Origin of the sequence: Cupriavidus pauculus (assembly GCF_008693385.1) — a bacterium.
In the GTDB taxonomy this organism is placed as follows: domain Bacteria; phylum Pseudomonadota; class Gammaproteobacteria; order Burkholderiales; family Burkholderiaceae; genus Cupriavidus; species Cupriavidus pauculus_D.
This window is the reverse complement of the sequence record NZ_CP044065.1, coordinates 292,260-315,668: the sequence shown is the minus strand read 5'-3', so window position 1 is coordinate 315,668 and position 23,409 is coordinate 292,260. Positions and strand designations below refer to the sequence as shown.

The 23,409-nt window shown below is 67.0% G+C and carries 18 protein-coding genes; 12 read left to right on the top strand and 6 right to left on the bottom strand.

The genetic code is table 11. The features are described 5' to 3' along the window. The first annotated feature begins 41 nt into the window (after positions 1–41). Positions 42–830, top strand: coding sequence for a metallophosphoesterase (locus FOB72_RS01480; protein ID WP_150373696.1), 789 nt, complete (start codon positions 42–44; stop codon positions 828–830). Between the two features lie 41 nt (positions 831–871). Here the strand turns inward: FOB72_RS01480 and FOB72_RS01475 are convergent, their stop codons facing one another. Continuing rightward, positions 872–1,720, bottom strand: a complete 849-nt coding sequence (locus FOB72_RS01475) for an anti-sigma factor family protein (protein ID WP_150370916.1) — start codon at positions 1,718–1,720, stop codon at positions 872–874. Beyond that, positions 1,717–2,277: an RNA polymerase sigma factor gene (locus FOB72_RS01470; protein ID WP_150370915.1), complete on the bottom strand. Its 561-nt coding sequence runs from the start codon at positions 2,275–2,277 to the stop codon at positions 1,717–1,719. The genes FOB72_RS01475 and FOB72_RS01470 overlap by 4 nt, the downstream gene beginning before the upstream one ends. Before the next feature lie 279 nt (positions 2,278–2,556). On the opposite strand from FOB72_RS01470, the gene FOB72_RS01465 reads away from it, so the two are divergent. Both FOB72_RS01465 and FOB72_RS32760 read left to right on the top strand, forming a co-directional pair. Further along, entirely contained in the window at positions 2,557–2,994 is a 438-nt protein-coding gene (locus FOB72_RS01465) for a DUF305 domain-containing protein (protein WP_411859820.1), read from the top strand. Between the two features lie 44 nt (positions 2,995–3,038). Next, positions 3,039–4,574, top strand: a complete 1,536-nt coding sequence (locus tag FOB72_RS32760) for a YncE family protein (protein ID WP_150370913.1) — start codon at positions 3,039–3,041, stop codon at positions 4,572–4,574. 87 nt (positions 4,575–4,661) lie between these two features. Here FOB72_RS32760 and groL read toward each other — a convergent pair whose 3' ends face one another. The 3 genes from groL to FOB72_RS01445 form a co-directional block, all read right to left on the bottom strand. Further along, positions 4,662–6,305: a chaperonin GroEL gene (gene groL / locus FOB72_RS01455; RefSeq protein ID WP_150370912.1), complete on the bottom strand. Its 1,644-nt coding sequence runs from the start codon at positions 6,303–6,305 to the stop codon at positions 4,662–4,664. Positions 6,306–6,347: 42 nt separating this feature from the next. Further along, complete coding sequence (groES, locus tag FOB72_RS01450; RefSeq protein ID WP_109580319.1) at positions 6,348–6,638, bottom strand: co-chaperone GroES; 291 nt, start codon at positions 6,636–6,638, stop codon at positions 6,348–6,350. 236 nt (positions 6,639–6,874) lie between these two features. Continuing rightward, the gene (locus FOB72_RS01445; protein WP_223851382.1) at positions 6,875–7,555 is read right to left on the bottom strand and encodes a DUF899 family protein; all 681 of its coding nucleotides are present in this window, start codon (positions 7,553–7,555) and stop codon (positions 6,875–6,877) included. Positions 7,556–7,781: 226 nt separating this feature from the next. On the opposite strand from FOB72_RS01445, the gene FOB72_RS01440 reads away from it, so the two are divergent. The 9 genes from FOB72_RS01440 to FOB72_RS01400 all read left to right on the top strand — a co-directional run bounded on the left by FOB72_RS01440 (position 7,782) and on the right by FOB72_RS01400 (position 21,065). Next, positions 7,782–9,302 (top strand): efflux transporter outer membrane subunit, encoded by a 1,521-nt coding sequence (locus FOB72_RS01440; protein ID WP_150370910.1) that lies wholly within the window; start codon positions 7,782–7,784, stop codon positions 9,300–9,302. 47 nt (positions 9,303–9,349) lie between these two features. Next, positions 9,350–10,513: an efflux RND transporter periplasmic adaptor subunit gene (locus FOB72_RS01435; protein WP_150370909.1), complete on the top strand. Its 1,164-nt coding sequence runs from the start codon at positions 9,350–9,352 to the stop codon at positions 10,511–10,513. Beyond that, positions 10,510–13,728, top strand: a complete 3,219-nt coding sequence (locus FOB72_RS01430) for an efflux RND transporter permease subunit (RefSeq protein WP_150370908.1) — start codon at positions 10,510–10,512, stop codon at positions 13,726–13,728. Before FOB72_RS01435 ends, FOB72_RS01430 begins: the two co-directional genes overlap by 4 nt. A gap of 92 nt (positions 13,729–13,820) precedes the next feature. Continuing rightward, entirely contained in the window at positions 13,821–14,372 is a 552-nt protein-coding gene (locus FOB72_RS01425) for a sigma-70 family RNA polymerase sigma factor (protein WP_150370907.1), read from the top strand. Further along, positions 14,369–14,557, top strand: coding sequence for an anti-sigma factor family protein (locus FOB72_RS01420; RefSeq protein WP_150370906.1), 189 nt, complete (start codon positions 14,369–14,371; stop codon positions 14,555–14,557). The genes FOB72_RS01425 and FOB72_RS01420 overlap by 4 nt, the downstream gene beginning before the upstream one ends. A gap of 109 nt (positions 14,558–14,666) precedes the next feature. Next, positions 14,667–16,088 carry an argininosuccinate lyase gene (gene argH, locus FOB72_RS01415; RefSeq protein WP_150370905.1) on the top strand — a complete coding sequence of 474 codons (1,422 nt, stop codon included), beginning with the start codon at positions 14,667–14,669 and terminating at the stop codon, positions 16,086–16,088. A gap of 163 nt (positions 16,089–16,251) precedes the next feature. Further along, a complete protein-coding gene (locus FOB72_RS01410; RefSeq protein ID WP_150370904.1) occupies positions 16,252–16,794 on the top strand; it encodes a TRAP transporter small permease subunit in 543 nt (180 codons plus the stop codon). After that, complete coding sequence (locus FOB72_RS01405; RefSeq protein ID WP_150370903.1) at positions 16,791–18,545, top strand: TRAP transporter large permease subunit; 1,755 nt, start codon at positions 16,791–16,793, stop codon at positions 18,543–18,545. Before FOB72_RS01410 ends, FOB72_RS01405 begins: the two co-directional genes overlap by 4 nt. 132 nt (positions 18,546–18,677) lie before the next feature. After that, positions 18,678–21,065 (top strand): hypothetical protein, encoded by a 2,388-nt coding sequence (locus FOB72_RS01400; protein WP_150370902.1) that lies wholly within the window; start codon positions 18,678–18,680, stop codon positions 21,063–21,065. A gap of 53 nt (positions 21,066–21,118) precedes the next feature. Here FOB72_RS01400 and FOB72_RS01395 read toward each other — a convergent pair whose 3' ends face one another. Further along, positions 21,119–23,380: an arginine/lysine/ornithine decarboxylase gene (locus FOB72_RS01395; RefSeq protein WP_150370901.1), complete on the bottom strand. Its 2,262-nt coding sequence runs from the start codon at positions 23,378–23,380 to the stop codon at positions 21,119–21,121. Positions 23,381–23,409: the final 29 nt, after the last annotated feature.

Below are 23,409 nucleotides of genomic sequence, written 5' to 3'. Positions count from 1 at the left end.
AGAATCGGATGCCTGATCCTTCACGCATCCGGGAGTTGCCCATGAAGCTGCGCCTGCTCAGCGATCTCCACCTCGAGCACGACATGCCGCAGGACGTGCCCACCTGCGACGCGGATCTCGTGATCCTCGCCGGCGATATCGCCAACGGTCGCGAGGGCGTCGATTGGGCCGCGCGCACGTTCGACGTGCCCGTGGTCTATGTGCCGGGCAATCACGAGTACTACGAGAGCAATTTCGCGCTGGTCGATCGGCAGCTCGCGGCCGCGTCGGCCGAGTTCGGCCATGTGATCGTGCTCAACGAGGCGGTGGCGGAATTTGCCGATCGCGACGGGACGCGTGTGCGCGTCATCGGCACCACGTGGTGGACCGACTACCAGCTGTTCGGCGCGGCGCGCTTCGACGACGCGATGGCGGCCTGCGCGAGCGTCATGGTGGACCATCGGCTGATCCACACGGCTTCGGAAGACGGGACGCTTCGGCGCTTTACGCCCGCCGATGCGCTGGCCCGGCACCGGCGCGCGACGGCATGGCTCGAGGCAACGCTCGCGCAGCCGTTCGACGGCAAGACCGTCGTGGTCACGCATCACGGCCCCGATATCGGCAGCCTCGATGCGCGTTATGCGCACGATATCGTGTCGGCGGGCTTCCTCTCGCAACGGCCGGACCTGGTCATGCAGACAGATTTGTGGGTGCATGGGCATACGCATACGGGCTTCGACTACCGCATCGACGATGCCCGTGTGGTCTGCAACCCGCGCGGCTACCGGTCGCGACGGACGGGGGAGATGGAGAACCCGCGGTTCGACTGGAACTACGTCGTGGAGATCTGAAGCGGACAGCGCTGAAGCGTCGGAGAGCGCTGAAGCGCCGGCTAACGCTTCCTGTTCGCAATCTGCTCATGCACGTCGTGCGACAACTCGAGCAGCACGTCGCGGCCGATGCCGCCCGATACGGCATAGCCGAAATCGCCATCGATCCAGTAGAACACATTGACGGACCCATCCTGATAGAGCCGGAACGCGGTCGTGCCACTGTCCGCCTTGCGCCGCGACACGCATAGCGTGATCCGCTGCCCCTGCGCATCGCGATACATGAACTGGGCGACATCGCCATTGGCATCGGGCAGCAGCCGCCCGCCCACGAGTTCGAACCCGCTGCGCGTGAGCATCGGCGGATGCACATCGGTCCCGAGCCGCTGCGCAAGCCAGTTCACGAAGTCCTGCTCGTGCCCGCCATCCATCGCCGTCGGCCGCACGATATCGGGCATGAACACCACATGCGCGAGCGCCGCGCGGCGCGCAAAGCCCGACGAGGCGTCGCCGCCCTGCGACGCCACCACCACGCGCGACGACGGCCCGCCGCTCATGACGCCGCCCATGACGCCGCCCATGACGCCACCCATGCCGATGCCGATCCCTACGCCGAGCGCCAGCATCGCGGCCATCGCAAACGCCACGGTCATTCGCGACCGGCGCCGCGCATTGGCGGCCGGCCATAATCGCCGCGGCACGGCCTCGTCGAGCACGGCGTCGTATCGCGCATGCAGCAGGCGCTTCTGCGCAAGGTAGTCGTCCACGCGCGCCACGAGCACCGGATCGGACTCGAGCGCGCGCTCCACGGCCGCCCGCCGCTCGGCGGACAGCTCGCCATCGACATAGGCATGCAGTTCGAGTTCGCCGATGGCCGCGTCGGCCGGGCCCGTTGGTCGTTCGTCGTTCATCGCACCACCCTCAGTTTCGTCGCGGCGCCCTGCCCGAGGTCGCCGGCTTCTCCCGCCACCAGCGCGCGCAGCCGTTCGCGTCCGCGCGACAGGCGCGACATCACGGTGCCCAGCGGAATGCCGAGCGTCTGCGCCACCTCGGCATAACTCATGTCCTCCAGACCGACCAGCAGCACCACCTCGCGCTGTTCGGCCGACAGCTTCGCCAGCGCCGCGTCGAGGTCGCGCAACTCCAGCGCGCGCGCCTGGCCGTCGGGGGTCCCCGCCAGGCCGGCAAACCCCGCGGCGTCGATGGCGGCATCGAGCACATCGCCCTCCATCGCCACATGCGGCGCGCGCGCGGATGCCCGCCGCGCCTGGTTGGCGTGGACGTTATGCATGATCGCGAACAGCCATGCGCGCGCATCGCCGTCCGGCCGGTACTGGTGCGCATGGCCGAGCGCGCGTTCCAGCGTGTCCTGCACGAGATCGTCCGCCAGTTCCCGGTTCTGGATCAGCGCACGCGCGTAGCGGCGCAGCCGCGGCACATGGTCGATCAGGACATCCCGGATGTTCATCGTCGGTTTCCGTTGGCGGCGGCATCGAGCCGCCCTTACCCGAGGCATACACGGGCAGCCGCGAGTTTATTCCAGCGTGCCGGCAAATTTTTTATTTGCGCCACGTGGCGGAATAAGCGCGTGGCGGCCGTGTATACCCGGCAACAACCCCGATGGAGAGATCCCATGCCACGACGCGCGAACGCATCCGGCCCGAGAGCACCAGTCCCGACAGCACCGGTCCCGACAGCACCGGTCCCGAGAGCACCGGCCCCGAGAACAAGACGGCCGCGAAGCCAGCTGGGCCTGCTGGCGTTGCTGACGCCGCTTGTCGTCCTTCCTGCCTTTGCGGCGCCGCCCGCCGGCGAGGCGGCTTTCATCGCCGAGAACGATGCCGCCATGGCCAGGATGATGAAAGACATGGACATCCAGCCTACCGGCGACATCGACCGCGACTTCGTCGCCATGATGACGCCGCACCATCAGGGTGCCATCGAGATGGCGCAGGCCGTGCTGCGCCATGGCAAGAACGAGCAGCTGCGGCGCATCGCGCAGGAAATCATCGTCGATCAGCAGCAGGAGATCGCCGCCATGCAGCTCGCGCTCGGCCAGCCGGCCCCGCCATCGGCCCCGGCCCCTACCGCGCCGGGTGGGGCGGCTCCGACCGCGGCGCCGGCGGCCGCCACCGCGCCATCGGGCACGCATTCCCACGCGATGTCCATGTCGCATCACGACTGACGCGTCCTCTTGCACACCCATACATCCCAACGACCCAAGCCCCGATGACACATCACCCGCTTACCCGCCTCGCCGCCGCGCTCGCCGCTGGCATCGCCCTCACCGCCACCGCCGCCACCGCCTGGGCCGGCCAGGCCCCGGGCGCAGCCAGCGCCGCCGACATTCCCATCAGCCACCGCGACCGTCTCTACGCGGCCGAGCAGTTCTCGAACACGGTATCGGTCACGGACCCCGCCGATAACCGCCTGCTTGGCGTGATCCGCCTCGGCGATCCGTCCCCGGGCAACTTCAGCCCGCTCTATCGCGGGCAGGTGCTCGTGCACGGCATGGGCTTCTCCCCCGACCACCGCACGCTCGCCGTGGTATCCATCGGCTCCAACTCGGTCACGTTCATCGACACGCAGACCAATACGGTCAAGCACACGACCTACGTCGGCCGCTCGCCGCACGAGGCCTTCTACACGCCAGACGGCAAGGAGGTCTGGGTCACCGTGCGCGGGGAGAACTACGTGGCCGTGCTCGATGCGAACACGTTCGAAGAGAAGACACGCATCGTCACGCCGGCGGGCCCCGGCATGCAGATCTTCTCGCCCGACGGCAAGTACGGCTATATCTGCTCGTCGTTCAATCCCGAGACCAAGGTCGTCTCCGTGGCCGATCACAAGATCGTCGGCACCGTGAAGCAGGAAAGCCCGTTCTGCCCGAATATCGCCGCCTCGCCGGACGGCACGCAGGTCTGGTTCACGCTCAAGGATGTGGGCCGCACGCAGGTGTTCGATGCCAGGCCGCCGTTCGCGCCGATCCGGACGATCGACACCGGCCCGATCACCAACCATGTGAACTTCGCGCGCACGCCCAAGGGAACGTTCGCCTATATCACCGTCGGCGGCCTCAACGTGGTCAAGGTCTTCCGCACCGACGATTTCTCGCTGGTGGCGACGATTCCGGTCGGCAAGCTCCCGCACGGCGTGTGGCCCTCGGCCGATGGCACGCGCATCTATGTGGGCCTCGAGAACGCGGACGCGCTTGCCGCGATCGATACCGCCACGCAGCGCGTGGTCGCCAATGTGCCGATCGGCCAGGCGCCGCAGGCCATCGCCTACGTGCCAGACGCGGTGCCCGAAGGCGACGGCACGCAGAACCTGCAGCCGCTCGGCGTGGCCGGGCAGGTCTCGCATCTGACGCTCGCGCCGGCCGGTGCCAGCGCGGCCGCGGCCCCTACCAGCGTCTCGCTGTTCGATCAGGGCCTCGTGCAGGTGCTGCAGGCATCGGTGACGGGTCTGCAGCCCAGGGCGCCGTATGTGCTCGCGCTGGCCGACAACGCCGACGGCAGCGGCAACGTGCAGCCGCTCGCGTCGTTCATGACCAATCCCGCGGGCTCGGCCATCGTCAATTCGATCGGCCCGATCCGCCAGGTTGTGACGCCGGACCACGCGCCGACCCACGCGCCGACCCACGCGCCGACCCACGCGCCGACCCACGCGCCGACCAATCCCGCAACCGACAAGCGCCGCTACCTGATGGTGGCGCCGCAGGCCGACGGCAAGCCCGGCGCGCCGGTCCAGCTCCAGCAGCAATAACCGCACGCCAATGAAAAAACCCCCGCGGGTTCGCACCCGCGGGGGTTTTTCTTGAAGCAGGCCGATGGAGGCCGGCTGTCAGGCAAATTACATCATGCCTTCCATGCCGCCCATGCCACCCATGCCGCCCGGCATTGCCGGCGCCGATTCTTCCTTCGGCGTTTCCGCCACGGCGCAGTCGGTCGTCAGCATCAGCGACGCCACCGAAGCGGCGTTCTGCAGCGCGGTGCGGGTCACCTTGGTCGGGTCCAGCACGCCCATTTCCACGAGGTCGCCGTACTCGCCGGAGGCCGCGTTGTAGCCGTAGTTGCCCTTGCCTTCGATGACCTTGGCCACGACGACCGAGGCTTCTTCACCGGCGTTCAGCACGATCTGGCGCAGCGGCTCTTCCATCGCGCGCAGCACGATCTTGATACCGGCGTTCTGATCGGCGTTGTCGCCCGTCAGGCCCGAGATGGCAGCGCGAGCGCGCAGCAGTGCAACACCACCGCCGGGGACGATGCCTTCTTCCACGGCAGCGCGGGTTGCGTGCAGCGCGTCTTCCACGCGTGCCTTCTTTTCCTTCATTTCGACTTCGGTGGCAGCGCCAACCTTGATCACGGCAACACCGCCGGCCAGCTTGGCCACGCGCTCTTGCAGCTTTTCACGGTCGTAGTCCGAGGTCGCTTCTTCGATCTGGGCACGGATTTGCTTCACGCGGCCTTCGATGGCCGATGCGTCGCCAGCACCGTCGATGATGATGGTGTTTTCCTTGCCGATCTCGATGCGCTTGGCTTGACCCAGGTCTTGCAGGGTAGCCTTCTCGAGCGTCAGGCCGATCTCTTCGGCGATCACGGTACCGCCGGTCAGGATGGCGATGTCTTCCAGCATGGCCTTGCGGCGGTCGCCGAAGCCCGGAGCCTTGACGGCGGCGGTCTTCAGGATGCCACGGATGTTGTTCACCACGAGGGTCGCCAGGGCTTCGCCTTCGACGTCTTCAGCGATGATCAGCAGCGGACGGCCAGCCTTGGCCACTTGCTCCAGCACCGGCAGCAGGTCGCGAATGTTCGACACCTTCTTGTCGAACAGCAGCACGAACGGGGAGTCCAGGGCAACAACCTGCTTTTCCGGGTTGTTGATGAAGTACGGCGACAGGTAGCCGCGGTCGAACTGCATGCCTTCCACGACTTCCAGCTCGTCGGCCAGCGACTTGCCGTCTTCCACGGTGATCACGCCTTCCTTGCCGACCTTGTCCATCGCTTCGGCGATACGCTCGCCGATCGAGGCATCGCTGTTGGCCGAGATGGCGCCAACCTGAGCGATTTCCTTGCTGGTCGTCGTGGGCTTGCTCAGCTTCTTGAGCTCTTCCACGGCGGAGGCCACGGCCTTGTCGATGCCGCGCTTCAGATCCATCGGGTTCATGCCGGCGGCCACGAACTTCATGCCTTCGCGCACGATCGACTGGGCCAGCACGGTTGCGGTGGTGGTACCGTCACCGGCGTTGTCGCTGGTCTTGGAAGCCACTTCCTTGACCATTTGCGCGCCCATGTTCTGGAGCTTGTCCTTCAGTTCGATTTCCTTGGCCACGGACACACCGTCCTTGGTCACGGTCGGGCCGCCGAAGCTGCGCTCCAGCACCACGTTACGACCCTTCGGGCCCAGCGTAACCTTCACTGCGTTGGCGAGGATGTTCACGCCTTCGACCATCTTGGCACGGGCGGCGTCGCCGAACACTACGTCTTTTGCTGCCATGTTCTGATTCTCCTGATGCTGTACGAGGTGGATGCGAAAAAATTACTTCTGCACCACGGCCATGATGTCTTCTTCGCGCATGACCAGCAGTTCCTGGCCATCCACCTTCACGCCCTGGCCGGCGTACTTGCCGAACAGCACGCGGTCACCCACCTTGACGTCGAGGGCGATCGAGTTGCCCTTGTCGTCCTTCTTGCCGGGGCCCACGGCCAGCACTTCGCCCTGATCGGGCTTTTCCGCGGCGTTATCGGGAATCACGATGCCGGACGCGGTCTTGGTTTCGTTGTCCAGACGCTTCACGATCACGCGGTCGTGCAAGGGACGCAGATTCATACGGACTCCTAATACAAAAAGTGAGTTTTGATCCACAAATGGCCGTCCAGTCTTGAACATCCGGACGACCATCAGGTTTCCATCGGGAAGGGGTTGGCACGCTTCACGTGCCTGCGGGTGAATGCTGTTAGCACTCAGGCCCGACGAGTGCTAATTATAAGGACGGGGTATGTCCTTTTCAAGGCAGGAACTTGATACGGGTTTTCCCTAATGTCTTGAAAGATTCACGTGGGAAGTCAGTAATTCAGCGCCGGCCGCCAGTCGCCCCGGCCTTCCGGGGTGTAGTCCAGCAGGCTCCAGAGCGGCCAGATCGGATCCACGTGGCGCGGATCCTGGCCGTCCTCGCCCTTGGTGAACATCAGCTCGGTCCCGTAGAAATGGCGCAATTCCCCGTCGCGGCGGGTGAACACGTTGAGCATCGGCATCTGGGCGCCCTCGGCGGTTTCGCCATGGTAGTCGGCGTTATACGCGTTATTGGCCGACGACAGCAGCCGCATGTGTGCCCAGCCGCGCTGCCGGGCATAGGCGAGCAGGCGCTCCAGCGGCGAACGGGCCACCACGGCAAAGCCGATGCGCTGGCGCGCGTGCGGGACCACGTCGTCGATCGCATCGAGGATCGACGTGCACGACGGGCAGGCCTGCTTCATGTTCGGTCCGTACATGAAGTTGTAGAGCACCAGCGTGTCCTGCCCCGGCGCAAACAGTTCCGAGAGCCGCACCTGCCCCGGCTGGCCGGGCATGGCCTGCTCGAACAGATAGTCTTCCTCAACGCGCCCGCCCGGCGGCAGCGCGCGGCGCATCGCGGCCACGGCTTCGGTCTGGCGGCGCAGCGCGATTTCGGCCTCGAGCAGCGCGTCGCGCGCGGCGCGGTAGTCGGCCGATTCGTTCGGATAGCGATGGTCGTGCAATGCTGGCATCGTCATGTCTCCTCGTTGGAAAGCCCATGGAAAGCGCGTGGGAAGCGACTCGGTACCAAGTGCGAAACATGGCGTAATACGGAGAAACACACCGTAATACGCCACGTGTAACCGGACATACACGGGCACCCCCGCGAGGCTTACAGTGAATCTGTCCGCGATGGCTGCCCCGAGCAGACCGTCGCGCGCCTGCTTGCCCGTCAAGCCCGACCGACAGAGTCCGCCAATGACCGCTCCCCCACCAGGTGCCGCGCGCGCCGCCGTTGCCGCCACCCTCACCACGCTCGCGCTCGCCGCGCTGGCGGCGCTCTCCGGATGCACGGTCGGCCCCGACTACGTCAAGCCTACGCTCTCCGACCAGCAATTACCGGCCAATTGGCGCGAGGTGCCGCCGCCCGACGACCAGTGGAAGGTCGCGCAGCCGGCCAGCATCGATCCGAACCAGGACTGGTGGACCGCCTATGGCGATGTGACCCTGAATGGACTCGTCGATGCGGCCATGGCGGCCAATCAGACGCTACGGCAGGCGGAAGCGAGCTATCGGCAGGCGCGCGCGCTCACGCAGCAGGCGCGGGCCGGGCTGTTCCCGACGCTCGGCGCGGAGGTCTCGACGGGCCGCGGCCGCGCGTCGTCGAATGGCGTGCCGGCCGTGTCGAACAGCCATGCCGCGTTGCTCGATGCCAGCTGGGAAGTCGATCTGTGGGGCCTCGTGCGCCGCGCCGTGGAAGCCGCGCGCGACACCGAGCAGGCCACGGCGGCCGACCTGGCCGCCGCGCGGCTCGCCATTCAGGCCGAGGTCGCGCAGGACTACGTCCAGTTGCGCACGACCGACGTGCTCAAGGATCTGTTCGCGCGCACGGTCGCCGCCGACGAGGAGTCGCTGAAGCTCACGCAGAGCCAGTTCCGCGCGGGCATCGCCACCGATGCGGACGTGTCGCTGGCACAGGTCACGCTCGAATCCGCGCGCGCGCAGGGCATCGACCTCGACGTCCAGCGCACGCAACTCGAACATGCGCTGGCCGTGCTCACGGGCCATGCGCCCGGCGCCTTCGCGCTCGCGCAGGCCGCACCCGGCACGCCGGTCACGATGCGGCTGCTCGCGCCGCCGCCGGGCCTGCCGTCCACGCTGCTCGAACGCCGTCCCGATATCGCCGCCGCCGAACGCCGGATGGCGGCCGCCAATGCGCAGATCGGCGTGGCGCGCGCCGCGTACTACCCGCAGCTGACGCTGTCCGCATCGGGCGGCGGCAGCAGTGCGAACCTTGCCAACTGGTTTATCGCGCCGGGCCGGGTATGGTCGCTGGGCGCGGGCCTCGCGCAGACCATCTTCGACGGCGGCCTGCGCAGCGGGCGCAACGATCAGGCCGTCGCGGCCTATGATGAAAGCGCGGCCGCATACCGCCAGACCGTGCTCTCGGGCCTGCAGGAAGTGGAAGACAGCCTGTCCGCGCTGCGTGTGCTCGATCAGGAAGTGGTGGTGCAAGACCGCGCGGTGGATGCCGCGCGGCGCGCCGAGCGCGTGTCGCTCGCGCAATACCGCGCCGGCACCGCGCAATACCTGACCGTCATCACCGCGCAGCAGCTGGCGCTGACCAACGAGCGCACGGCCATCACGCTGCGCGGCCGCGCGTTCGCGGCCAGCGTTGCACTCGTCAAGGCGACCGGTGGCGGATGGCAGACCGATGCATTGCGGTCTCCACCGCCGATGACTACCCACGACGCACCGGCCGTCGCCGCCCAGCGCTGAACCGCGCGCCGCTCTCATACGCCCCGCATACCAACCGATCCCTTGCCATGACCGCCGCAGCCCGACCTCACAAGCACGCCCGCGCACGCATCGCCATCGCGGCGATCCTCCTCGTCTGCGTGGGCGGGTACGTTGCCACGCGCGTGTTCGCGCCCAAGCCGGGCAAGCCCCCCACGCCGCCCGTCGGCGTGACCACGGCCCGCGCACAGGCGCAGGACGTGGATATCGGCCTCGTCGGCGTCGGCACCGTGCAGGCGATGCAGACCGTCACGGTCAAGCCGCGCATCGACGGACAGCTGGAGAGCGTGGGCTTCGTCGAGGGGCAGGACGTGAAGCAGGGACAGGTACTCGCGCGCATCGACCCGCGCACGTTCCAGGCGCAGTTGCAGCAGGCGCAGGCCACGCGCGCGCGCGACGCGGCCAACCTCGCCAACGCGAAGCTGGACCTCACGCGCTTCCAGGGACTGATCACGGAAAACGCGACCACGCAGCAGACGCTCGATACGCAGCGCGCAACGGTGGCGCAGCTCGAAGCCGCGGTGCGTAACGATGACGCGCAGATCGCGCTCGCGCGTGTGCAGCTCGACTTCACGACGATCACCGCGCCGCTGGCCGGCCGCGTCGGCGCGCGCCTCGTCGATCCCGGCAATATCGTCCACGCGACCGATACCACGGGTCTCGTCGTGATCCGGCAGATCGATCCCATCGACGTGGTGTTCACGCTGCCCGAAGAAGCGGTGTCGCGCATTCATGACGCCACGCACGACGACACCACCCCACTGGCCGTCGATGCCAACGAGCGCGAGTCCGGCAAGCGGCTCGGCGAGGGCAAGCTGATTCTCGTGAACAACACGATCGATACCACGAGCGGCACCATCCAGCTCAAGGCGCGCTTTCCGAACCCGACCCATGCACTGTGGCCGGGCCAGTACGTCGATGCGCGCCTCGTACTGGGCCAGCGCACGCAGGCGATCACGGTGCCCTCTTCCGCCATCCAGCGCAACGATGCGGGCACGTATGTCTATGCGGTGCAGGCCGACGACACCGTGGCGATGAAGCCCGTCGATGTCGCCGAGTTGCAGGGCGACCGCGCAGTCATCGCCAAGGGCATCGCCGCGGGCGACCGCGTCGTCGCCGAAGGCCAGTACAAGCTGCGCGCCGGCGCAAAGATCGTCGAATCCACCGCTACCGCCGCCACGCCCCGCTCATGAGTATTTCCGCCGCCTTTATCAAGCGCCCGATCGGCACGTCGCTGCTCGCGCTGGCGCTGCTGCTGGTCGGCGTGGCCGCCTGGCCGCTGCTGCCCATCGCCCCGTTGCCGCAGGTCGACTTCCCGACGATCCAGGTCACGGCCAATCTCCCCGGCGCCAACCCCGAAACGATGGCGTCGAACGTCGCGCAGCCGCTCGAGCGCCAGTTCTCGCTGATCGCGGGACTGTCGCAGATGACCTCGCAAAGCGCGCAGGGCAGCACGCAGATCACGCTGCAGTTCGACCTGAACCGCAGCATCGACGCCGCCGCCGTGGACGTGCAGGCCGCGATCAACGCGGCCGGCGGCCAGCTGCCGACCAACCTGCCGAGCCCGCCCTCGTTCCGCAAGATCAACCCCGCGGACTCGCCGATCCTCGTCATGGCGGTGCAGTCCGACGCGCTGCCGCTCACGGCCGTCAACGACTACGCGGACAACATCCTCGCGCAGCAGATCTCGCAGATCGCGGGCGTCGGCCTCGTCAATATCGGCGGCCAGCAGAAGCCGGCCGTGCGCATCCAGGTGGACCCGGGCAAGATCTCGGCGCTCGGCATGAGCCTCGAGGACATTCGCGGCGTGATCGCCTCGACCACGGTCAACGCGCCCACCGGCAGCACCGACGGGCCGAGCAAGGCGTTCAACGTCTACACGAACGACCAGCTCACCAAGGCCGCCGCGTGGAACGACATGGTGCTCGCGTACCGCAACGGCGCGCCCGTGCGCGTGCGCGACGTGGGCGTGGCGATCGACGGCCCCGAGAACGCCAAGCTCGCGGGCTGGGGCTTCGCGGGCGCGGCCGTGCCCGAGGACGCCACCATCCACAATGGCCGCGCGATCATCCTCGCGGTGACCAAGCAGCCCGGCGCCAACGTGATCGCCACCGTGGACAGCATCAAGGCCGCGCTGCCGAAGCTGCGCGCGTCGATCCCGGCGTCGGTGCAGGTCAACGTGCTCGCGGACCGCACGCAGAATATCCGCGCGTCGGAAGCGGACGTCGAGTTCACGCTCGTGCTGACCATCGCGCTCGTCGTGATGATCATCTTCATGTTCCTGCGCAACCTGCCCGCCACGCTGATCCCGAGCGTGACGGTGCCGCTCGCGCTGCTCGGCACCGCCGGCGGCATGTACATGCTCGGCTACTCGCGCGACAACCTCTCGCTGATGGCGCTGACCATCGCGGTGGGCTTCGTCGTGGACGACGCGATCGTGATGCTCGAGAACATCTACCGCCACGTCGAGGACGGCATGGCGCCCATGGAGGCCGCGCTCAAGGGCGCCGCCGAGATCGGCTTCACGATCATCTCCATCTCGGTGTCGCTCGTGGCCGTGTTCATTCCGCTGCTGCTGATGGGCGGCATCGTCGGACGGCTGTTCCGCGAATTCGCGGTGACGGTCACGCTGACGATCGCGGTGTCGGTCATCGTCTCGCTGACGCTCACGCCAATGCTGTGCTCGCGCTTCCTCAAGCCCCATACGCCCGGGCACACCGAGCAGCACGGCAAGCTGTTCCAGCTGTTCGAACGCGGCTTCGACGCGATGCTCAACGCCTACCGGCACGGGCTCGATCGCGTGATGCGCCACCAGTTCCTCACGCTTTGCGCGTTCATCCTGACCGTGGCCGCGACCGTGGCGCTGTTCCTGTATGTCCCCAAGGGTTTCTTCCCGCAGCAGGACACCGGCTTCCTGTTCGGCTTTGCCGAGTCCGCGCAGGACGCATCGTTCAAGTCGATGAATGCGCGCATGGTCGCGCTGGCCGACGTCGTGCGCGCGGATCCCGATGTGGCCGCGGTGGGCATGACGGGCGGCCAGAACACCGTCAACACGGGCAACTTCTTTATCTCGCTGAAGCCGAAGGACGAGGGCCGCACGGCCACCGCCGACGAGGTCATCGCGCGCCTGCGGCCGAAGCTGGCCAGGGTGGAAGGCGCCAACCTGTTCCTGCAGGCGGGCCAGGACATCAACGTCGGCGGCCGGCTGTCGCGCACGCAATATCAGTTCACGCTGACCGACGCCAACCTCGCCGAACTCAACAGCTGGGCGCCGCGCATCCTGCAGCGCTTCCGGCAACTGCCCGAACTCGCCGACGTGGCGTCCGACCAGCAGAACGCCGCGGCGGCCGCGATGATCACGATCGACCGCGCGCGCGCCTCGAGCTTCGGCATCACGCCCGCGCTCATCGACGCCACGCTGTACGACGCGATCGGCCAGCGGCAGGTGGCGCAGTACTTCACGCAGATCAACAGCTATCACGTGATTCTCGAAGCCACGCCGAAACTGCAGGAAGACCCGCGCCTGTTCGACAAGCTCTACGTGACCTCGCCCATCACGGGCCAGCAGGTGCCGCTATCCGCGTTCGTCAGCATCGACACGGGCCGCACGTCGTATCTGTCGATCAGCCATCAGGGGCAGTTCCCCGCGGTGACGATCTCGTTCAACCTGTCGCAGGGCACGTCGCTCGGCGACGCGGTGACCGCGATCAACCAGGCGCTCGCGGCCATGGGCAAGCCCACCGCGCTCTCGGGCGCGTTCCAGGGCACCGCGCAGGCGTTCGGGGCCTCGCTGGCTTCGCAACCGTATCTGATCGCGGCGGCGCTCATCGCCGTCTATATCGTGCTGGGCCTGCTGTACGAGAGCTATATCCATCCGCTGACGATTCTCTCGACGCTGCCGTCGGCCGGCGTGGGGGCGGTGCTCGTGCTGCTGCTCGGCGGCTACGACTTCACGGTCATTGCGCTGATCGGCGTGATCCTGCTGATCGGCATCGTCAAGAAGAACGGCATCATGATGGTGGACTTCGCGCTGCAGGCCGAGCGCGAACGCGGACTGACGCCGCAGGAGGCCATCTACGAAGCGTGCCTGCTGCGCTTCCGCCCGATCATGATGACCACGATGTGCGCGCTGCTGGCGGGCCTGCCGCTGATGCTCGGCCACGGCGCGGGCTCCGAGCTGCGCCGCCCGCTCGGCTACGCGATGGTCGGCGGGCTGCTGGTCTCGCAGTTGCTCACGCTGTTCACGACACCTGTGGTTTACCTGTACCTCGATCGCGCGCACTACTGGTACATGCGGCGCAAGGCCGCGCGTGCGGAAGCACACGAAGCCGCGCGCCTGGCTCGCGGCGGTGCAGCATCGCCGCATGCCCCGCACGACCGGCCTCTCGCGGAGTCGAACCCCGATTGATGCGGCAGGCGCATGACAGAAAGTCGATGCGCAATGGAAGGGCCGCGGATACACTGGGCCCGCCGTCATGCCGACGGCGGGAGGGTTAGCGCATGAGCCTGTGGTCTCACCAGACTGTCCAGTCTGCCTCGTCTGCATCATCCACGTCGTCCGCCCGGACCAACCGTTTCGACGCGCTCGTGCTGCCGCACGCGGATGCCGCGCACAATCTCGCGCGCTGGCTGTGCGGCAATGCGCAGGACGCCGATGCCCTCGCGCACGCATCGCTGCGCCATGCCGAGCAAGCCATCGGCGGCTTTCAGGGCGAGCGGCCCCGCACATGGCTGCTGGCCATGGTCCACGCGACGTGGCGCGCGCGGCAGCCCGCCATGCCCGAGCGCGATACGCTGGATCTCGGCACGCCCAGCGCGGGCGATCCGATGCTCCGTCTGCGCGAAGAGGATCTCCCCCTCGTGCAGGCCGCGCTCGAACGGCTGCCCGTTGCGGCGCGCGAGGCCATCGTGCTGCGCGAGCTCGAGGGACTCCATTACCGCGATATCGCCGCCGTCACCGATAGCTCCCGCGAGGCCGTGCAGGCCACGCTCTCCCGCGCGCGGCGCCAGCTCGCCGCCACCATCGTCCTGCTCCGGAGTTCCACGCCATGAACTGTAACGAAGCCCGCCAGTTGCTGGAGGTGTGTGCGGACGGGGAGATCGGCGCGGGGGACAGCGTCCGGCTCGAACATCATCTCGAGGATTGCTCCGATTGCGTGGAGATGCTTGGGGGGTTGCGGACGCTGCGGAAGCTCGTGCGCGACGGCGCCGTCTACTTCGACACCTGCGGAGAGTAGCTTTCGTCACACGCGCCGGCATGGGCCAGCGGTCGCATCGGGACAAGACGCCAGCCGGGAGGCCGCCTCGGCTTATAATCGCGGTTTCCCGTTTTTGCGCCCTGCCGTCATGACTTCCCAACTTGCCAAGAAAGGCGAAGCCTGGTCCGCCCGCTTCTCGGAGCCGGTATCCGACCTCGTGAAGCGTTATACCGCCTCGGTCTTCTTCGACAAGCGCCTCGCGCTGTTCGATATCCAGGGCTCGCTGGCCCACGCGGCCATGCTGGCGAAGCAGGGCATCATCGCCGAGGCCGACCGTGCCGAGATCGAGCGCGGCATGGCGCAGGTCCGTGGCGAGATCGAGTCCGGCGCGTTCGAGTGGAAGCTCGACCTCGAGGACGTCCATCTGAATATCGAGGCACGCCTGACCGCGCTGGTCGGCGACGCCGGCAAGCGCCTGCACACGGGCCGCTCGCGCAACGATCAGGTAGCGACCGACATCCGCCTGTGGCTGCGCAGCGAAATCGACAACATCATCGGGCTGCTCGGCGCCCTGCGCGGCGCGCTGCTCGACCTCGCCGAGCAGAACGCCGATACGATCCTGCCGGGCTTCACGCACCTGCAGGTCGCCCAGCCCGTGACGTTCGGCCACCACCTGATGGCCTATGTGGAAATGTTCACGCGCGACACCGAGCGCATGGCCGACTGCCGCAAGCGCGTCAACCGCCTGCCGCTGGGCGCCGCCGCGCTGGCCGGCACGAGCTATCCGATCGATCGCGAATTCGTCGCGAGCCAGCTCGGCTTCGACGGCGTGTGCCGCAACTCGCTCGACGCGGTGTCCGATCGCGACTTCGCCATCGAATTCTGCGCGGCCGCCGCGCTCGTGATGACGCACGTCTCGCGCTTCTCGGAAGAACTCGTGCTGTGGATGAGCCCGCGCGTCGGCTTCATCGATATCGCTGACCGTTTCTGCACGGGCAGCTCGATCATGCCGCAGAAGAAGAACCCCGACGTGCCCGAGCTGGCGCGCGGCAAGACCGGCCGCGTCAACGGCCACCTGATCGGCCTGCTCACGCTGATGAAGGGCCAGCCGCTCGCGTACAACAAGGACAACCAGGAAGACAAGGAACCGCTGTTCGACACCGTCGATACGGTCGTCGATACGCTGCGCATCTTCGCGGACATGGTGCCCGGCATCACGGTCAAGCCCGATGCCATGCGCGCGGCCGCGCTGCAGGGCTATGCCACGGCGACGGATCTGGCCGACTACCTCGTCAAGCGCGGCCTGCCGTTCCGCGACGCGCACGAGGCCGTGGCCCACGCCGTGCGCGCCTGCGACGTGCGGCAGTGCGATCTGGCCGACCTCACGGTGGCCGAGCTCCGCGACGCGTCGGGCCTTGGCGACAAGGCTTCGCTGATCGGTGACGACGTGCATGCGGTGCTGACGCTCGAAGGCTCGGTGGCCTCGCGCAATCATATCGGCGGCACCGCTCCCGATCAGGTGCGGGCGGCGATCAAGGCGGCGCGCGCGAGCCTCTCGCCATCGTCGTAAGTTTCGCGTAAGCCTGCGCAACAAAAAGCCGCCGAGCGAAAGCTCCGGCGGCTTTTTTCATGTCTGTCCGTTGCGCGCACGCCATCGATAGGTACAACTACGGAGCGCCGCAGCATTTTGTTACAGATACACTAATCGCCGCAAAATACGGGGGAGACAACCCATGAACTACTTGCTTGGTCTGTCACGGCAGATCGACAGGTTGAATCAGCACACGGGCAGGCTTGCAAACATCATGATCCTGCTGTCGTGCCTGATCAGCGCAGGGAACGCCCTGCTCCGCTACGGCTTCAATCTCAGCGACAACTGGCCGCTCGAACTCCAGTGGTACATGTTCGCCGTCGCGGTGATGTTCGGCGCGTCGTACACGTTCCAGCGCAACGAGCACGTGCGCGTGGACCTGATCTACGGCAACGTGTCCGAACGCGCGCAGCACTGGATCGACATCTTCGGCATTGTCGTGTTCCTGCTGCCTTCGACCATCCTCTTCACGTGGCTGGCGTGGGATTCGCTGTTCATGCCCTCGTGGCGCATCCTCGAGCAATCGGGTAACTCGGGCGGCCTCCCCCGCTACCCCATCAAGCTCGTGGTACCGCTCGGCTTTGCCTTCCTCACGCTGCAAGGCATTTCCGAACTCATCAAGCGCTTTGCCGCCCTCAAGGGCCTCGTGCGCATCGAATCGAAATACGAGAGGCCCGTGCAATGATTCCATTGGAGTACATGCCGCCGCTGATGTTCGGCGGCCTGGTGCTGTTCATGCTGATCGGCTTCCCGGTGGCGTTCTCGCTGTCGGCCGTCGGTCTCGCGTTCGGCTTTCTTGCCATCGAATGGGGCTACTTCCCGCTCCAGTTCCTGCAGGCCGTGCCGACCCGCGTGTTCGGCAGCGTGCTGGCCAACGAACTGCTGCTGGCGATCCCGTTCTTCACCTTCATGGGCGCGATCCTCGAGAAATGCGGGCTCGCCGAGGACATGCTCGACTCGATGGGCCAGCTGTTCGGCCCCGTGCGCGGCGGCCTCGGCTACTCGGTGATCATCGTCGGCTTTATCCTCGGCGCGATTACCGGCACCGTGGCCGCGCAGGTCATCGCCATGGCGATGATCTCGCTGCCCGTGATGATGCGCTACCGCTACAACATGAAGTACGCCACCGGCGTGCTGGCCGCGTCGGGCACCATCACGCAGCTGGTGCCGCCGTCGCTCGTGCTCGTGGTGCTGGCGGACCAGCTCAAGACGCCGGCCGGCAGTGCAGACGTCGGCAGCATGTACCTCGGCGCATGGGGGCCGTCGGTCGTGCAGATCGCGCTGTTCGCGCTCTACACGTTCGTGCTCACGCGCATCAAGCCGGACTGGCTGCCGCCCGTGCCCGCGGAAGCGCGCACGCTGCGCGGGTGGGCGCTGTGGGCCAAGTGCCTGCGCGGCATCGTTCCCTGCGCGGTGCTGATCTTCCTGGTGCTCGGGACGATCATGCTCGGCATCGCCACCCCGACTGAATCGGGCGCGATGGGCGCCGTCGGCGCGCTGGTGCTGGCCGTCATCCGCGACAAGGGCTTCAACCGTATCGACCGCAACATCTACCGCATCGGTATTGCCGCGACGCTCGTGGCCGCCGCGGTCGGCGTGTTTGCGTTCGGTTCGCACGCGTTCCGCATTCCGCTGGCCGTGGCCTACCTCGTGGTGGTCTGGCTGCTGCTGCGCGCGGGCCAGCTGACCGACCTGCGCCTGCTGATCGTGGATGCCTACCAGTCCACCGCGCGCATCACCGCGATGGTCGTGTTCATCCTCATCGGTTCCACCTGCTTCTCGGTGGTGTTCCAGGGCGTCGATGGCGGGGCATGGGTCGAACACCTGTTCACCTCGCTGCCGGGCGGCTGGATCGGCTTCCTGATCGTGGTGAACCTGTTCATCTTCTTCCTCGCGTTCTTCCTGGACTTCTTCGAGATCGCGTTCATCGTCGTGCCGATGCTCGCGCCGGTCGCCGTCAAGGTGCTGGCCCCCGTGGTCGCGGACTCGATGGGCGGCAACCCCGAAGCGGCGGCCACGGCCGCGCTGGTCTGGTTCGGCGTGATGCTGTGCGTGAACATGCAGACGTCGTTCATGCACCCGCCGTTCGGCTTCGCGCTGTTCTACCTGCGCGGCATCGCGCCGAAGGAAGTCAAGAGCTCGGACATCTACTGGGGCGCGCTGCCCTGGGTCGGCCTGCAGATGATCATGGTGCTGCTGGTGATGTTCTGGCCCGGCATGGTGACGATGTTCCTCGACAAGGGGTCGATGAAACACAGCAACTCGGCGGAGATCAGCATTCCGCTTGGGGGCGGGGGTGGCGCGGAGAACGTGCCGCCACCGACGGCACCGGCATCGGCGCCAGGCTCCAGCGCGGGCTCGCTGGACCTCAACGTGCCGCAGCAGAGCGAGAGCGAACCGGCGGCACCGCAGTTCGAGTTCGAGAAGAAGAACTGACGCCGGACCGGGAGAGACGACAGCAAGACGACCGGGCTTCGCCCACGCACACGGGTCTTCGCATTACCGTCCCACGCGCCCGGTCGGGCGCGGAAGATGGTCGGCGTTCGGACTATCGATCGCACAGCCGTGATGCCCAAAGTCTCTTCCCGCTCCGCCGTCGACGCCTACGGCGAGCCAGACACGTCGAACCCCGCGGCGCCGGGCGCGCCCGCGCGACACCACAGGCGGCATGGCGCCCCCCACGCCCGTCCGCCCGGCATGCCGGGCGGGACGGCACCGCAAGCGGGTACCGCGGCGCCCTCGATGTCCCCCTCGGTGGCGACCCCCACCCATCCGCGCGCCGCGCGCCGGCCCGTTCCGCGCAGCCGCCTTCCCCAGCCCGCGACGCAAGGTTCGTCGTCCACGCCGTTGCCGCGTGATGACGGTGGCTGGCAACGCCTGCTCGGCCAGCTGGGCCCGCTCGACGACCCGCCGTCGTCGTCGTTGCATTACCTGATCCTGCAGCAGACCGCCGCGGGTCCTCGCCTCGCATGGGTACCCGCACCGGCACCCGATAGCGCACCCGATGCCGCGTCGGATGCCGCATCGGAGGCCGGATCGGAGGCCGGATCGGAGGCCGGATCGGAGGCCGGTACACAGCCGCTCGCCGGCGCCGCGGAAGCGAAAGCCTATCTCCAGGCCGTCGTGAATCAGGCCATCCGCGCGCTGCCGGACGCCGACGACCATGCGCCCGGCATCCTGTTTCCCGAGCAGGACTTCACGCGCTTTGGCCCCAATGCCGCGCCGCTCGATGCCAATGACGTGATGGCGCTCGCCGGAAAGATCGAGGCACGCCTGGCACGCTACGCCACTCCGCCCGCCGTCACGCTGCCCATGCCGCCGACGCCCGGGAACCGCGGGCAGTTGCTGCCGTTTCTGGACGCCGTCGCGCCGGGCAGCTATCTCTCGGCCTACCTCGATGGCCGTGGCGGTATCGTCATGACCAGCCGGCTGACACATACCCCCGGACCGGCCGAAGCGCTTGCGCAGCAGGCATTGATGCAGATGTTCGATCACGCGTGGACCGAGCTGGCCGGCCGCGGTACCGATCTGCCGCCGCAGCAATTGCAGGACCTCAAGGCGGATTTCAGCGGCGAGCCGCTGACCGCCGGGCACGCGGTCGCGTTGCTCGACAACATTCCGTTGCTGGCCCAGGACCGCCGCCTTTCCACACAGCACGATGATGTCGATGCCCCGCCGGCGAAACCCACGCCTACCGAAGCCATCGCCTGGCTGGTCGATCTCGCGGATCGCGGCGCAAGGGAGTCCGGCGGCTCGCCCGGGCACCAGCAAGCTTTTACCCTCATTGGCCAGCGCGCCCAGCAGCACTGGCTGACCGATCGCCTCGACACGGCATCGACCATCGCCTTCCTGACGGCGATGCGGCAGGGCCTGCAGGCCACCGGCGACCCGCGGCTCGCGCAGGCCGCGACGGACATCGGGGAGAAGATCGAGGGATTGCGATCGCACGGTGCCGAGGGTCCCGCGGCGACCCGCCTCCACGACAACGTCAACGGACGGCGATGGGAATCCGCGTTCGCGGAAGCGCTGGCCGAGAATCCGTCGCCCGCGATGCTGGACGCGGCGACGAACCTGCGCCGGCTATTGTCGGCAGCCCTGGCAACATGCACGCCCGCCCAGAAGCAGGCCATCACGGAAAACGCGGTGAACCGCATCGAAAGCGCGTATCCCGGACACTGGCTCGACGCAGACATGGCCACCGCATGGCTGCGCGAGCGCCCGGACGACGCCATGGCGCTGAGAGCGTTCCTGAACCGCACCGTCAGGGACGGGGTGTCCTGCATGGCCACGTACCTCGTCGCCTGCCGCGTGCTGGCAGCCATGCAGGACGAGGTCCCGGACGTCGCGACATGGAAGGACGCCTCGGACGAGAATTACGACCGGCTGCTCGACGAGCGGGGACCGGCGAAATTCCCGGACGACAGCTTCAAGGAAGGACCGGATGTCGGGCTACTGATGCGCCATCAGATCTCCCCGAACTTCGTGAACTACGACGACAAGGAGGACGTGCGCGGTGTGTTGTCCAGCGTGACCGATTTCGGCGCGCGCACGACGGAGATCGATACCGCGCTGCGGACCGGACGCCCCAGTGTCTGGGGCTCGTCGGGAACGACCAATCTCCTGCTGCATTTCCTGGCGGATGCCGCGACAAAACCCGCGACCGCAAGCGCCGTGGCGCGGCTGGATATCGACCACATGATTCTGGGACTGGCCACGATGGTGATGCGCGATGGCGGCCACTCGCTGCGCGAGGTCCTGCGCGTGCTGGAGCAGACCGCGGACAGACTGCCGGAACCGGTGCGCCGGCCACTGGACGCGAGCCCGGCCCCGGCGTCGCACTACGGCGCGTTCTTCGGCCGCTTTCTCGGCAACGCGGACACCTTCCAGCGGCTGTTGCACGCGAATAGGCGGGCGTGGGAGTCAACGCTCGAATATCGCCGCGAGCTGCGACCCTAGCTGCGGTCGCGGCGATCGCGTCGATAAGCGGGTTGGCCGCGTAGCTTCCTGGGTTACTGCTTCACGCAGTCCACGAAGTAGGCCTTCTGGCCGTCGATCTCGTCTTCCACGAGGCCGTGGATATCGGTCTCGAAGCCCGGGAACAGCTTGTTGAACTCGCGCGCGAACTTCAGGTACTGCACGATCGTGCGGTTGAAGCGCTCGCCCGGAATCAGCAGCGGAATGCCCGGCGGATACGGCGTCAGCAGGATCGCGGTCACGCGGCCCTCCAGTTCGTCCACGGGCACGCGTTCGATCTCGCGGTGCGCCATCATCGCCCAGGCGTCGGACGGCTTCATCGCGGGTTCCATGTCCGAGAGGTACATCTCGGTGGTCACGCGCGCCACGTCGTTGGCCTTGTAGACGCTGTGGATCGCATCGCAGAGGTCGCGCAGGCCCATGCGCTCGTACTGCGGATGGCGCGCCACGAACTCGGGCAGCACGCGCCAGAGCGGCTGGTTCTGGTCGTAGTCGTCCTTGAACTGCTGCAGCTCGGTCACCAGCGAGTTCCAGCGGCCCTTGGTGATGCCGATGGTGAACATGATGAAGAACGAGTACAGCCCGGTCTTCTCGATGATGATGCCGTGCTCGGCCAGGTACTTGGTGACGATCGCCGCCGGAATGCCGCGATCGCTGAATTCGCCATCGACGTCCAGCCCCGGCGTGATGATCGTGGCCTTGATCGGGTCGAGCAGGTTGAAGCCGTCGGCGAGGTCGCCGAAGCCGTGCCAGCGCTCGTTGGCCTTGAGCATCCACTCCTCGCGGTCGGCCATGCCATCCTCGGCCAGCGCGTCCGGGCCCCACACCTTGAACCACCAGTCGCCGTTGTCGGCCACGTAGTCGCCTTCCACCTTGCGCATCGCGCGGCGGAAGTCCAGTGCTTCCTGAATGCTTTCTTCCACCAGCGCGGTACCGCCGGGCGCTTCCATCATCGCCGCGGCCACGTCGCACGACGCGATGATCGAGTACTGCGGGCTCGTCGAGGTGTGCATCAGGTACGCCTCGTTGAACCGGTAGCGGTCCAGCTTGCGCGTCTCGGAATCCTGCACGAGGATCTGCGAGGCCTGCGACAGGCCCGCCAGCAGCTTGTGCGTGGACTGCGTGGCAAACACCAGCGCGTCCTTGCTGCGCGGCCGGCCACGGCCGATCGCGTGCATGTTGTGATAGAACTCGTGGAACGACGCATGCGGCAGCCACGCTTCATCGAAGTGCAGCGTGTCGATCTCGGTCGTCAGCATTTCCTTGATCTGCTCGGCGTTGTACAGCACGCCGTCGTACGTGCCCTGCGTCAGCGTCAGGATGCGCGGCTTCTGATTCGCGGCCTTGCTCGCGAACGGATGCGCGGCGATCTTGCGGCGAATCGTCTCGGGATCGAACTCGCTCTTCGGAATCGGGCCGATGATGCCGTAGTGGTTGCGCGTCGGCATCAGGAACACCGGAATCGCGCCGGTCATCATGATCGCGTGCAGGATCGACTTGTGGCAGTTGCGGTCCACCACGACGATATCGCCGGGGGCCACGTTCGCGTGCCACACCATCTTGTTCGACGTCGACGTGCCGTTGGTCACGAAGTACATGTGATCCGAGTTGAAGATCCGCGCGGCATTGCGCTCGGATGCGGCAACCGGACCCGTGTGGTCGAGCAGCTGGCCCAGTTCGTCCACGGCGTTGCAGACGTCGGCGCGCAGCATGTTCTCGCCGAAGAACTGGTGGAACACCTGGCCCACGGGGCTCTTCAGGAATGCCACGCCGCCCGAGTGACCCGGGCAGTGCCACGAGTACGAGCTGTCCTGCGCGTAGTCGATCAGCGCCTTGAAGAACGGCGGCGCCAGCGAGTCCAGATACACCTTGGCCTCGCGGATGATATGGCGCGCGACGAATTCCGGCGTGTCCTCGAACATGTGGATGAACCCGTGCAGCTCGCGCAGGATATCGTTCGGGATATGGCGCGAGGTGCGGGTCTCGCCGTACAGGAAGATCGGCAGATCGGAATTGCGGCGGCGCACTTCGTTGACGAACGCGCGCAGCTTCTCGATCGCGGCCGCTTCGGGCTGATCGTCGGCCCGCACGAACTCGTCGTCGTCGATCGACACGATGAACGTGGACGCCCGGCTGGCCTGCTGCGCGAACGACGTCAGGTCGCCGTAGCTGGTCAGGCCCATCACCTCCATGCCCTCGGCCTCGATGGCCTGCGCGAGGGCGCGGATGCCCGAGCCGGAAATGTTCTCGGAGCGGAAGTCTTCATCGATGATGATGACGGGAAAGCGGAATTTCATCGGGCGTCCTCGAAGAAAATTGGACTGAA

What these genes read in the sequence shown, in the direction of transcription:
- FOB72_RS01480 (WP_150373696.1), top strand. Translation starts at nt 42, where the DNA reads ATGAAGCTGCGCCTGCTCAGCGATCTCCACCTCGAGCACGACATGCCG.
- FOB72_RS01475 (WP_150370916.1), bottom strand. Translation starts at nt 1,720, where the DNA reads ATGAACGACGAACGACCAACGGGCCCGGCCGACGCGGCCATCGGCGAA.
- FOB72_RS01470 (WP_150370915.1), bottom strand. Translation starts at nt 2,277, where the DNA reads ATGAACATCCGGGATGTCCTGATCGACCATGTGCCGCGGCTGCGCCGC.
- FOB72_RS32760 (WP_150370913.1), top strand. Translation starts at nt 3,039, where the DNA reads ATGACACATCACCCGCTTACCCGCCTCGCCGCCGCGCTCGCCGCTGGC.
- groL (WP_150370912.1), bottom strand. Translation starts at nt 6,305, where the DNA reads ATGGCAGCAAAAGACGTAGTGTTCGGCGACGCCGCCCGTGCCAAGATG.
- groES (WP_109580319.1), bottom strand. Translation starts at nt 6,638, where the DNA reads ATGAATCTGCGTCCCTTGCACGACCGCGTGATCGTGAAGCGTCTGGAC.
- FOB72_RS01445 (WP_223851382.1), bottom strand. Translation starts at nt 7,555, where the DNA reads ATGCCAGCATTGCACGACCATCGCTATCCGAACGAATCGGCCGACTAC.
- FOB72_RS01440 (WP_150370910.1), top strand. Translation starts at nt 7,782, where the DNA reads ATGACCGCTCCCCCACCAGGTGCCGCGCGCGCCGCCGTTGCCGCCACC.
- FOB72_RS01435 (WP_150370909.1), top strand. Translation starts at nt 9,350, where the DNA reads ATGACCGCCGCAGCCCGACCTCACAAGCACGCCCGCGCACGCATCGCC.
- FOB72_RS01430 (WP_150370908.1), top strand. Translation starts at nt 10,510, where the DNA reads ATGAGTATTTCCGCCGCCTTTATCAAGCGCCCGATCGGCACGTCGCTG.
- FOB72_RS01425 (WP_150370907.1), top strand. Translation starts at nt 13,821, where the DNA reads ATGAGCCTGTGGTCTCACCAGACTGTCCAGTCTGCCTCGTCTGCATCA.
- FOB72_RS01420 (WP_150370906.1), top strand. Translation starts at nt 14,369, where the DNA reads ATGAACTGTAACGAAGCCCGCCAGTTGCTGGAGGTGTGTGCGGACGGG.
- argH (WP_150370905.1), top strand. Translation starts at nt 14,667, where the DNA reads ATGACTTCCCAACTTGCCAAGAAAGGCGAAGCCTGGTCCGCCCGCTTC.
- FOB72_RS01410 (WP_150370904.1), top strand. Translation starts at nt 16,252, where the DNA reads ATGAACTACTTGCTTGGTCTGTCACGGCAGATCGACAGGTTGAATCAG.
- FOB72_RS01405 (WP_150370903.1), top strand. Translation starts at nt 16,791, where the DNA reads ATGATTCCATTGGAGTACATGCCGCCGCTGATGTTCGGCGGCCTGGTG.
- FOB72_RS01400 (WP_150370902.1), top strand. Translation starts at nt 18,678, where the DNA reads ATGCCCAAAGTCTCTTCCCGCTCCGCCGTCGACGCCTACGGCGAGCCA.
- FOB72_RS01395 (WP_150370901.1), bottom strand. Translation starts at nt 23,380, where the DNA reads ATGAAATTCCGCTTTCCCGTCATCATCATCGATGAAGACTTCCGCTCC.